The organism is Aquipuribacter aurantiacus (assembly GCF_051216895.1).
In the GTDB taxonomy this organism is placed as follows: domain Bacteria; phylum Actinomycetota; class Actinomycetes; order Actinomycetales; family JBBAYJ01; genus Aquipuribacter.
In genome coordinates, this window is sequence record NZ_JBPKAO010000001.1 from 204,292 (window position 1) to 215,345 (window position 11,054).

The 11,054-nt window shown below is 75.2% G+C and carries 10 protein-coding genes; 5 read left to right on the forward strand and 5 right to left on the reverse strand.

Translation table 11 applies throughout. From position 1 onward, the window contains the following. Positions 1-59: 59 nt before the first annotated feature. Positions 60-1,079 carry an LLM class flavin-dependent oxidoreductase gene (locus ACR80Q_RS01040; protein WP_435375680.1) on the reverse strand — a complete coding sequence of 340 codons (1,020 nt, stop codon included), beginning with the start codon at positions 1,077-1,079 and terminating at the stop codon, positions 60-62. Between the two features lie 75 nt (positions 1,080-1,154). Between ACR80Q_RS01040 and pheA the strand changes: the two genes are divergently transcribed. Further along, complete coding sequence (gene pheA / locus ACR80Q_RS01045; protein ID WP_435375681.1) at positions 1,155-2,129, forward strand: prephenate dehydratase; 975 nt, start codon at positions 1,155-1,157, stop codon at positions 2,127-2,129. A 37-nt stretch (positions 2,130-2,166) separates the two neighbouring features. Further along, the gene (locus tag ACR80Q_RS01050; protein WP_435375682.1) at positions 2,167-3,012 is read left to right on the forward strand and encodes a MerR family DNA-binding transcriptional regulator; all 846 of its coding nucleotides are present in this window, start codon (positions 2,167-2,169) and stop codon (positions 3,010-3,012) included. Here the strand turns inward: ACR80Q_RS01050 and yczE are convergent. Next, positions 2,990-3,652, reverse strand: coding sequence for a membrane protein YczE (gene yczE, locus ACR80Q_RS01055; RefSeq protein WP_435375683.1), 663 nt, complete (start codon positions 3,650-3,652; stop codon positions 2,990-2,992). The two genes, ACR80Q_RS01050 and yczE, sit on opposite strands and share 23 nt — an antisense overlap. Positions 3,653-3,726: 74 nt before the next feature. Here yczE and yczR point away from each other — a divergent pair, with 74 nt between their 5' ends. Then, a complete protein-coding gene (gene yczR, locus ACR80Q_RS01060; protein ID WP_435375684.1) occupies positions 3,727-5,160 on the forward strand; it encodes a MocR-like transcription factor YczR in 1,434 nt (477 codons plus the stop codon). A gap of 1 nt (position 5,161) precedes the next feature. Here yczR and ACR80Q_RS01065 read toward each other — a convergent pair whose 3' ends face one another. Next, positions 5,162-6,148, reverse strand: a complete 987-nt coding sequence (locus ACR80Q_RS01065) for a diacylglycerol/lipid kinase family protein (protein ID WP_435375685.1) — start codon at positions 6,146-6,148, stop codon at positions 5,162-5,164. Between the two features lie 60 nt (positions 6,149-6,208). Here ACR80Q_RS01065 and serS point away from each other — a divergent pair, with 60 nt between their 5' ends. Continuing rightward, positions 6,209-7,489 (forward strand): serine--tRNA ligase, encoded by a 1,281-nt coding sequence (gene serS / locus ACR80Q_RS01070; RefSeq protein WP_435375686.1) that lies wholly within the window; start codon positions 6,209-6,211, stop codon positions 7,487-7,489. Continuing rightward, positions 7,486-8,319: an HAD family hydrolase gene (locus ACR80Q_RS01075; protein WP_435375687.1), complete on the forward strand. Its 834-nt coding sequence runs from the start codon at positions 7,486-7,488 to the stop codon at positions 8,317-8,319. Before serS ends, ACR80Q_RS01075 begins: the two co-directional genes overlap by 4 nt. Before the next feature lie 9 nt (positions 8,320-8,328). Here ACR80Q_RS01075 and ACR80Q_RS01080 read toward each other — a convergent pair whose 3' ends face one another. Together ACR80Q_RS01080 and ACR80Q_RS01085 are read right to left on the reverse strand one after the other, a co-directional pair. After that, a complete protein-coding gene (locus tag ACR80Q_RS01080) occupies positions 8,329-10,005 on the reverse strand; it encodes an ABC transporter permease (RefSeq protein ID WP_435375688.1) in 1,677 nt (558 codons plus the stop codon). Next, the gene (locus tag ACR80Q_RS01085; RefSeq protein WP_435375689.1) at positions 10,002-10,922 is read right to left on the reverse strand and encodes an ABC transporter ATP-binding protein; all 921 of its coding nucleotides are present in this window, start codon (positions 10,920-10,922) and stop codon (positions 10,002-10,004) included. The genes ACR80Q_RS01080 and ACR80Q_RS01085 overlap by 4 nt, the downstream gene beginning before the upstream one ends. Positions 10,923-11,054 lie beyond the last annotated feature (132 nt).

Sequence of the window (11,054 nt, forward strand, 5' to 3'; positions counted from 1 at the left end):
CCCCCCGCCGCGGGGCCCTCACCCCCCCGAGCCCCGGGCCGGGCGGGTGCCCCAGGCGGTCAGCGCCAGCCCAGGGCGGGGGCGACGTCGCGCAGCAAGGACTCCAGCAGGTGGGCGTTGTAGTCCACGCCCAGCTGGTTGGGCACCGTCAGCAGCAGGGTGTCCGCCGCCGCGATCGCCTCGTCCTGGGCCAGCTGTCGTACCAGCGCGTCCGGCTCGCCGGCGTAGGTCTTGCCGAAGCGGGCCCTGCCGCCGTCGATGTAGCCGACCTGGTCCCCGGTCCCGCCCGCGCCGCCGAAGTACATCCGGTCCGCGTCGGACGTGATCGGGAAGATGCTGCGGCTGACCGACACCCGCGGCTCGCGGGGGTGCCCGGCGTCGGCCCAGGCCGTGCGGAAGCGCAGGATCTGCTCGGCCTGCAGCTGGTGGAACGGCACCCCGGTGTCCTCGCTGAGCAGGGTCGAGCTCATCAGGTTCATGCCCTGCTGCGCGGTCCACTCGGCGGTCGCGCGCGTCCCGGCCCCCCACCAGATGCGCTCGCGCAGGCCCTCGGAGTGCGGCTCGATGCGCAGCAGCCCCGGCGGGTTGGGGAACATGGGCCGCGGGTCGGGCTGCGCGAACCCCTGACCCTGCAGGACCTCCAGGAAGCGAGCCGTGTGCTCGCGCGCCATCTCGGCGTGGTCGGAGCCCTCGGCCGGGGAGTACCCGAAGTACCGGTAGCCGTCGACGACCTGCTCGGGCGACCCCCGGCTCACGCCCAGCTGCAGCCGGCCGCCGGAGATCAGGTCGGCCGCGCCCGCGTCCTCGGCCATGTGCAGCGGGTTCTCGTAGCGCATGTCGATGACGCCGGTCCCGATCTCGATCCGGCTCGTCCGCGCCCCGACGGCCGCCAGCAGGGGGAACGGCGACGCCAGCTGCTGCGCGAAGTGGTGGACCCGGTAGTAGGCCCCGTCGGCCCCGAGCTCCTCGGCGGCCACGGCCAGGTCGATCGACTGCAGCAGCACGTCGGAGGCCGACCGCGTCTGCGAGTGCGGCGACGCCGACCAGTGACCGAAGGACAGGAAACCGATCTTCTTCATGCCGGGTTCAACAACCTGTCCACAGGGTTGTTCCAGCCGTCGTCCGCGCGGCCCGATGGCCTAGCGTGGCCAGCCGTGAGCAGCCCCGGCGCCTCCGTCCCCGCCACCCGCGTCGCGTTCCTGGGTCCGGCCGGCACGTTCACCGAGGCGGCGCTGGACGGCGTGCTGGCCGAGCACGGCGCCCCCGACGTCGAGCGGGTCCCCATGGCGACGGTCGGCCGCTGCTTCGAGGCGGTCCGCGACGGCGAGGTGACGGCCGCGGTGGTGCCGATCGAGAACTCCCTCGAAGGTGGTGTCAACGCCACCCTCGACGCGCTGAGCGCGAGCACCCCGCCGCTGGTCGTGGTGGCCGAGCAGCTGGTCCCGGTGACGTTCGTCCTCGCCGCGCGTCCCGGGACGGCTCTGGCCGAGGTGGGCCGGGTCGCCAGCCACCCGCACGCCGAGGCGCAGTGCCGGGCCTGGCTGTCGGACCACCTGCCCGACGTCGCGGTCGAGCCCGCGATGTCGACCGCCGCCGCCGCGGCGGGCCTGGCCCAGGACGGGGAGCACGCCTACGACGCCGCGATCTGCGCGCCGTCGGCCGTGGAGCGCTACGGCCTGCAGGTCCTGGCGGCCGACATCGGCGACCGGCCGGCCACGACCCGCTTCGTCGTCATCTCGCGGCCCGGCGCGGTGCCGCAGGCTACGGGGTCGGACCGGACCAGCGTCGTCGCCTACCTGCGGGAGAACCACTCCGGCGCGCTGCTGGAGCTGCTCGAGCAGTTCGCCGCCCGCGGGGTCGACCTGACCCGGATCGAGTCGCGCCCCACCGGCGCGGGGTTCGGCGAGTACTGCTTCTCGATCGACCTCGACGGCCACGTCCGCGAGCCGCGGGTCGCCGAGGCGCTCAAGGGCCTGCGACGGCTCAGTCCCCACACCCGGTTCCTGGGCTCCTACCCCCGGGCGGACAAGGAGCCCTCGCGGGTACCCACGTGGACCGGCGCCGACGGGTTCGCCGAGGCCGACACCTGGCTGGCGGGCCTGCTGGGCGACGACCCGCCGACGGCTTGACCCTCCCCTCGCAGGAACCTGCAGGCTCGTCCTCGTGATGAGCATCGGGGAGTTCGCCCAGCTGACGGGTCTCGGCGTCAAGGCGCTGCGCCACTACGACGAGCGTGGGGTGCTGCAGCCGGCCGACGTCGACCCGGTCTCCCGCTACCGCCGGTACGGGGTGGAGCAGGTCGGTCCGGCGCTGCGGCTGCGTGCGCTCCGGCGGGCGGGGCTGCCGCTGACCGACGCGCCGGTCGTGATGGCGGGCGGGGACGCGGCGTCGTCCGCGATCGAGCGCTTCCGCGAGCGGCTGGCCCTCGAGCGCGCGGAACAGGACGACGCGCTCGAGGCGCTCGCGCGACACCTCGCGGAGGAGGCCGGTGGTCAGCGGTGGGAGGTGGTGCAGCGGGACGCGCCGGCGCAGCACTGGGTGGGGGCGCTGCTCCCCGTGACCGACGACGAGGCCTCCGGTGAGTCCGACGACGGGGCCACCGAACGCGCCGACGGCGTCTTCGCCGCGGTGTGGCAGGGGTTGCAGCGGGCCGGCCACCGCCCCACCGGTGCGCCGTGGTCCGCCTTCCGGGTCGACCCGGGGTCGGAGGACTCGCTGCAGCTGCTGTGCTGCTGGCCGGTCGACGGCCCGGTCCCCGCCGGCTGGCACCTGCCGGGGGTGGACGTGGTGGTCGGCTGCACACCGGCCGGTCCGCGGCTGGTGAGCCGGTGGTCGCACGACGACGACCCCGTCCTGGAGACCGACCAGCTGCACCCGGCCGTCCTGGCCCTGCTCGTCGAGGCGGGACGCCGGGGGGCCGACGTCCGCCTGCAGGACCTGCGTCAGGTCGTGCTGATGGCCCCCGACGGGACCAGCGCCGGCACGGAGGTCACGGTGCCGTTGGTGGGCTGAGGCACGCGCGTCGCTCAGCGAGCCGCGCGGACGGGGCCTCGCCGTCGGCCGCCGCCCGCACCGTGAACCACCCCAGCGCCAGCTGCACGACCGGGCCGATGGCGAGGGCGTACAGCACCGTGCCCAGGCCGACCGTGCCGCCGATGAGCCACCCCACGGCCAGCACCGACAGCTCGATGCTGGTGCGGACGAGGCGGGTCGAGCGCCCCGTCACACGGACCAGACCGGTCATCAGCCCGTCCCGCGGCCCCGGCCCCAGACCGGCGCCGATGTACAGCCCGCCCGCGATCCCGTTGCCGACGATCCCCGACAGCAGGAACGCGATGCGGACCGCCAGGTGCTCCGGCTCCGGCAGCAGCCACAGCGTGACGTCGACGGCGACCCCGATGACGACGACGTTGGCCACGGTCCCGATGCCCGGGCGCTGGCGCAGCGCGATCCACGCCAGCAGGACGACGGCGCCGACGAGCACGGTGACGGTGCCGAAGGTCAGACCCGTCAGCCCGGACAGGCCCTCGTGCAGCACGTCCCACGGGTTGAGGCCGAGGCCGGAGCGGACCATCAGCGCCATGGTCGCGCCGTACAGGACGAGCCCGACCAGCAGCTGGGCGAGGCGTCGAGGGACCGGGCGGGGAAGCATGACGGGAACCCTGCCGTCTGATTGGCCTTCCGTTCCAGAGCCAATCACGGCAGACTGGCCCGGTGCGGACGCGGATGGGTGCCTTGACGATGGGCCGCTTGCTGGGGGAGCAGTGGCGGACCGGTGGCCCGACCTATGTCGGCCTGGCCGCCCGGCTGCGCGCCCTCGTGCTGGACGGCCGGCTCCCGCTCGACGTCCGGGTGCCGAGCGAGCGGCAGCTCGCCGAGCAGCTGCACGTCAGCCGCACCACCGTCACCGCCGCCTACGACCACCTGCGCGAGGCCGGTTTCCTGCACTCGCGGCAGGGGTCCGGCTCCTGGACCGCGGTGCCCGGCGGCGTGCGGCCGACCGGTGGGGCCATCGCCCCGGCGACACCGCTGGACCTGGCCGGTGACGCCATCGACCTGGCCGCGGCGACCCTGCCCGCGGACGGTGTCGCGGTGCGGGCCGCCTACGAGGCCGCCCTGCTCGAGCTGCCCCGCCACCTGCCCGGCGTCGGCTACGAGGCGGCCGGCGTCGACGACACCCGGCGAGCCGTGGCCGAGATGTTCGACGCCCGCGGCCTGCCGACCGACCCCGCGCAGGTCGTCATCACGTCCGGCGCGGTGTCGGCGTGGGCGATGCTGCTGCGGCTGCTGGTCCAGCCCGGTGACCGGGTCGTCGTCGAGCAGCCGACCTACCCCAACGCCCTGGAGGCGGCGCGCCGGTCCGGGGCGCGCCTGGTCCCGGTCCCGCTGGGCGACCTGGACGAGGCCTGGTGGGACCTGGACACCTGGCGCACCGTGCTCCGGCAGAGCGCACCGACGCTGGGCTACGTGCTGCCCGACTGCCAGAACCCGACGGGCGGGGTGATGGGCGCCGCGCAACGGGCGGAGCTGGTCGCCGCGGCCGACGCGGTCGGGACCACGCTCGTGGTGGACGAGACCCTGGTCGACCTGCGCCTGGACGGCCGGGCGCCCGAACCGCCGCTGGCGTCCTTCTCCGACTCGGTCGTCACGGTCGGCGGGGTGAGCAAGTCCGCCTGGGCGGGGCTGCGGCTGGGGTGGGTTCGTGCCCCGCGCGACCTGGCCGACCGGCTCGTCGAGGCCCGCCTGTCCTGGGACCTGGGCACCGCGGTGGTCGGTCAGCTGGCGCTGGCGCACCTGCTGCGCGACCCCGACCGCGAGGCCCACGCGGCCGCCCGTCGTGACGAGGTGGCCGCCCGCCGGGACGCCCTGGAGGTCGCGCTGCGCCGCGAGCTGCCGGCGTGGCGCTGGCGGACGCCGCAGGGTGGGTTGTCGCTGTGGGTCGAGCTGGACCACCGCTCCAGCAGCTCGATGGCCGAGATGGCCGGGGCGCACGGGCTGCGGCTGGCCGCGGGCCCGCGCTTCGGCGTGGACGGCGCGCTCGAGCGCTACCTGCGACTGCCGTTCGTGGTCCCCACCAACCGGGTCGACGAGGCTGTCCACCGGCTGTCCGGACTCGCGGTCGCGGCCGCGGCCCAGCGCCCCACCCGCCTGGTGGTCTGACTCAGCCGGGGTCGGGGGCGATGACCTCGAGGGCGCCGGGGCGGAGGGTGACCTCGATCCGGGTCACCTGGCCCACGGGGTCGCCGTCGACCTGGGCCTCGGTCTCGCGCGGGCACTCCACGACGACGTTGCGGGTCGAGCGGAGCACGTCGACGTTGGCGCCGCGGGCGTCGCGCCGGCTGACGAGCCGACCCAGCTGCCACACCAGCTCGAAGTGGCTGTTGGGCGCCGCGATCACCGTCTCGATGGTCCCGTCGTCGGGCGTGGACTCCTCGAGCAGCCGCAGCCCACCGACCAGCTCGCCGCAGGTCATCACCAGGATCGACCGGACGCTGCGCTGCTCGGCCCCACCGGGCAGCAGCGGCGCGGAGACGTCGTCGACGTCGTCGGCGATCCGGACCCGCAGCGCGTGCCGGCGGATGGCGCGGGCGCCGGAGAAGACGTACGCCAGCCAACCGGCCCGCTGCTTCAGCTTCTCGTCGACGCCGGCCATGATGTCGGCGTTGTAGCCGATGCCCAGCCCGACCAGGGACAGCTCTGTCGCGCGGGTGCCGTCCGGGCGGACCAGGACGGCCTCCATGACGTCGACGTGCCGGGTGTGGACCGTCTGCAGCAGCTCCACGGCCTCGGAACGGTTCGTGTGGCTGACGCCCAGGGCGCGGGCCAGCAGGTTGCCGGTGCCGGCCGGCAGGATGGCCATCGGGGTGGAGCCCCCCACCAGGGCCGACGCGACCGAGCGCACCGTCCCGTCGCCGCCGGACACCGCCACGACGGTGGCGCCGGCCTCGACGGCCTCGCGGGCCTGCAGCGCACCGGTCTCGTCGACCGTCGTCTCCCAGATCCGGGGCCGGCCCCAGCCGGACCGGGTGGCGAGCTCGCCCACCTCGCGGCGGACCTCGTCCATGTCCGTCTTGCCGGGGTGCGCGATGACGGCGACCCACTTCTGCTCCGACGACTGCTCGCCGGCCCCCGAGGGTTCCGTGTCCACGGCTGGAGCGTAGTCCCGTGCAGACCGTCCGACCTGCTCCCGCCCCCGTAGTCTCGGGGCGTGATCGACATCAAGGCGCTCCGGGACGACCCGCAGACCGTGAAGGACAGCCAGAGACGGCGCGGGGCCGACCCCGGGACGGTCGACGTGGCGCTCGCCGCCGACGTCTCACGACGTGAGCAGGTGGCCCGCTACGAGCAGCTGCGCTCGGAGCAGAAGGCCTTCGGCAAGAACGTCGCGGCCGCACCCAAGGACGAGAAGCCGGCCCTGGTCGCGCAGGCCAAGCAGCTGTCCGACGCCGTCAAGGCCGCCCAGGTCGACGTCGACGTCGCCCAGACCGAGCTGGACCGGTCGCTGCGGGCGATCGACAACCTGGTGCTGCCGGGTGTGCCCGCGGGTGGGGAGGACGACTACGTCGTGCTGCGCGAGGTCGGGCAGGTCCGGGACTTCGAGGCCGAGGGCGTCATCGACGCCGCCGGTGCCGTGCCGGACCACCTGGCGGTGGCCGAGGGCCTGAGGGCCATCGACGTCAAGCGCGGCGCCAAGGTGTCGGGCAGCCGGTTCTACTTCCTCACCGGGGTCGGCGCCCGCCTGGAGCTGGCCCTGCTCGGCCTGGCCATGGACACCGCCTACGAGGCCGGGTTCACGCCCATGATCACCCCGACCCTGGTCCGCCCGGAGATCATGGCGGGCACGGGCTTCCTCGGCGCCCACGCCGACGAGGTGTACCGGCTGGCCGCCGACGACCTCTACCTGGTGGGCACCAGCGAGGTCGCGCTCGCCGGGTACCACTCCGACGAGATCCTCGACCTGTCCGACGGCCCGATCCGTTACGCCGGCTGGTCGGCGTGCTACCGCCGCGAGGCCGGGAGCCACGGCAAGGACACCCGCGGCATCATCCGGGTCCACCAGTTCCACAAGGTCGAGATGTTCGCCTTCACCGACCCGGCCGACGCCGAGGCCGAGCACGAGCGGATGCTCGCGCTGGAGGAGGGCATGCTCGGCGCGCTCGGCCTGCCCTACCGCGTCATCGACGTGGCCGCGGGCGACCTGGGCTCCAGCGCCGCCCGCAAGTACGACTGCGAGGCGTGGCTGCCCTCGCAGAACCGCTGGCTGGAGCTCAGCAGCACCAGCAACTGCACGACGTTCCAGGCCCGCCGCCTCGACATCCGCTCCCGGGGCGAGAACGGCACCAGCCCGGTCGCCACGCTCAACGGCACCCTGGCCACGACGCGCTGGCTGGTGGCGATGCTGGAGAACAACCAGCAGGCCGACGGGTCCGTCATCGTCCCGCCGCCGCTGGCCGCACGGCTCGGCACCGACGTGCTGGCACCGCTGTGACCGCGGCGCAGGCGCCCGGGGCGAGGCGCGCCCTGGTCGGCATCGACATCGACGGCACGATCGTCGACCACGACGACCGGCTGACCGAGCGGGTGCGCCGCACGATCAGGGCCGCCAGCGAGGTGGCGCACGTCGTCATCGCCACGGGGCGGAGCACCGACGGCACCCTGGAGGTGCTGGACCGTCTCGACCTGCTGACCGGGCAGGCCATCGTCAGCAACGGCGCGGTGACGCTCGGCCTGGACCCGGCCCTGCCCACCGGGTACGAGGTGACCGAGGCGATCTCCTTCGACCCCGGGCCGGCGCTCGCCGTCATCCGGGAGCACCTGCCGACCGCGTTGTACGGCGTGGAGACGGTGACGCTGGAGAAGCTGCTCACCCAGGCGTTCCCCGAGGGGGAGCTCAGCGGGCCGTACCGGGTCGGCTCCTTCGAGGAGCTCACGGCCACCCGCGCCCTGCGGGTCATCGTCCGCAGCCTCGACCACACGCCGCAGGAGTTCGAGGAGATCGTCCAGCGGATCGGCCTCAGCTCCGTGGCCTACGCGGTCGGCTGGTCGGCCTGGCTCGACATCGCCCCCGAGGGGGTGTCCAAGGCCAGCGCGCTGGAGTCGGTGCGCCGCTCGCTGGGCGTCGAGCCCGGGGACACCTTCGCCATCGGGGACGGGCGCAACGACATCGAGATGCTGCAGTGGGCCGCGCAGTCGGCGGCGATGGGCAACGCCCTGGACGACGACGTGCGCGCGGCCGCCGACGAGCAGGTGCCGAGCGTGGCCGACGACGGTCTGGCCGTGTTCCTGGAACGGGTGCTGGACCTCGACGTGGCGGCCTGACCCGCCCGCTCACCCCGTCCGCAGGTCGCGCCGACCCCAGAGGGCGACGCCCAGCACGACCGTCCCGACGGCGAGGCCCAGCAGGACCAGCGGCGCGGTCGCCGTCGCGTCCTCCAACGGCACCGCCGGCACGTGGTGCAGGGGTGACAGGCCCCGCAGCCAGCCCGGCAGGTCCAGGGAGTCGCCCAGCATCAGGACGACCGCCGCCCAGGCCACCCCGAGCCAGCCCAGCGACGCGAGCCGCGGGTCGGCGCCCCACAGCGCCGCCGTGAGCCCCACGAGCAACCAGACGGCCGGGACCAGGACCAGCCCGCCGAGCGCGACGTCCCCGACCACGCCGGCCGGCACCCCCGTCGCCACCGCGGTCAGGCCGACCACCAGCGCGGAGCCGACCAGCAGCCCCGCCGACGCCACGAGGGCGACCGTCAGGTGCGAGGCCGCCCACGCGGTCCGTGACGACGCGGTGGCCAGGACGGGCTCGGCCCGTCCCGCGGCCTCCTCGCCGCGCAGCCGCAGCGCCATCGCCACGCCTGCCGCGGCGGACAGCACGGCCAGGAAGCCGGCCGTGATGACCAGGTAGCCGGCCAGGACGTCGTCCGCGCCGCCGGGCAGCAGCTCCATCAGCTCGGGGGTCTGCTCGACGAGGTCCTCGGTCGCCGTCACCAACGAGCCGTACACGACGCCGACACCGACCAGCCCCACCGACCAGCCCGTGACCGTGCCGCGCTGCAGCCGCCACGCCAGGCCCAGCGGTGTGCCCAGCGCCCACCCGGCGGTGGCCCGGCCGGGACGGTCCGGCAGCAGGCCCGCGCCCAGGTCGCGGCGGTCCAGCAGCGCCACCGCCGCACCCACCAGCATCGCCCCGACGCCCAGGCACAGCAGCAGGGGCCACCAGCGGTCGGTGTGGAACGGGTAGGTCGCCTGCGCCCAGCCGATCGGCGACAGCCAGCTGAGCAGGTTCTCCTGCACGTCGCCGACCGCCCGCAGCAGGAACGCCACCCCCACCAGCGCGCCGGCCGTCGAGCTCGCGGCCCGGCTGCCGGCGGCCAGCTGCGCGGTGACCGCCGCCACCCCGGTGAACACCACCCCCGCCCCGGCCAGCGACGCCCCCAGCAGCAGCGACCCCCCCAGGGGCAGGGAGGTCCCGACGCCGACGGCCGTGACCGCCAGCAGCACGCCCAGGTTGGCCAGCACCGCCAGGGCCATCGCGGCCAGCAGGGGCGCGCGCCGCCCGACGGCCGTGGCCCGCACCAGCTCCGTGCGGCCCTCCGTCTCGTCGGCGCGGGTGTGGCGCACCACGGTGAACACGCTCATCAGGGCGACGACGACGGCGACCACCCCGGTGATCTCGAACGCCACCGCCCGCTCGACGGTGTCCAGGCCGACGGGGCGCCCGGTCATGGCGACGACCGCGGCGCTCGCCTCCGCGGTGCGGGCGTACTGCTGCAGCGACTCCGGCGTGTCGTAGACCTGCTGGCTGGACACCGACTGCACGCCGACGAGCGCGGCGGCCACGGCCACCCACACGGGCAGCCGCAACCGGTCCCGGCGCAGCGCGAACCGCAGCAGCGGCCCGGTGCCCGTCGCGGGCCCGGTGCCGGTGCCGGTCCGACGAGCGGCCCGGCCGTCCTCGCGGTGCCGGTGCGCGGTGGTGGCCGGCCCGCCCGGTCGGGTGGACGTGGTCATGACCGGACCGGGGCCTCGACCCGCTCGCCGTAGTGGCGCAGGAACAGCTCCTCCAGCGTGGGCGGGCGGCTGGTCAGACCGCGCACCCCGAGCCCGGTGAGCCGGGCCAGGAACCCGTCGAGCCGGTCCGTCTCCACCTCGCACTCGACCCGGTGCCCGTCCGGGCCCTCGGGGGTGGTGCTCCAGTCGTGCACGCCCGGCAGGTCGGCCAGCCCGTCCGGCGCCCGCACCACGTGGGCGACGACGGAGGTCCGCGTCAGGTGGCGCAGGTCGTCCAGCGTCCCGGACTCCACGACGCGGCCGGACCGGATGATGCTCACCCGGTCCGCCAGCGCCTCGACCTCGGCCAGGATGTGGCTGCTCAGCAGCACCGTCCGGCCGTCCTCGCGGGCCTGGCGCACGCAGCCGGTGAACTCCGCCTCCATCAGCGGGTCCAGCCCCGACGTCGGCTCGTCGAGCACCAGCAGCTCCGCGCGGGAGGCGAGCGCGGCGACCAGGGCGACCTTCTGCCGGTTGCCCTTGGAGTACGTCCGGGCCTTCTTGGTCGGGTCGAGGTCGAAGCGCTCGAGCAGCTCGGCGCGCCGCACGGGGTCCAGGTCGCCGCGCAGCCGCGCCAGCAGGTCGATGGTCTCCCCGCCGGTGATGCCCGGCCACAGCGTGACGTCGCCCTGGACGTAGGCCAGGCGCCGGTGCAGGGCGACGGCGTCACGCCACGGGTCACCGTCCAGCAGCCGCACCTGCCCGGAGTCCGGACGCAGCAGCCCGAGCAGGACCCGGAGCGCCGTGGACTTGCCGGAGCCGTTGGGCCCGAGGAACCCGTGCACCTCGCCCGGGGCGACGGACAGGTCCAGCCCGTCCAGGGCCCGCGTCGCACCGAAGGTCTTGACGACCCCCTGCATCGCGACCACCTCGGTCATGGCGGCACGCTACGCCGCTGGGTCCGCCGTGTCAGGGGTGCTCGCCGCCGCCGCCGCCGCCGCCGCGTACCGCGCAGCGACACCGGTACGGCCTGAGGGGCTCGTCCGCCGTCGAGGGTGCGTGTCGTGTCG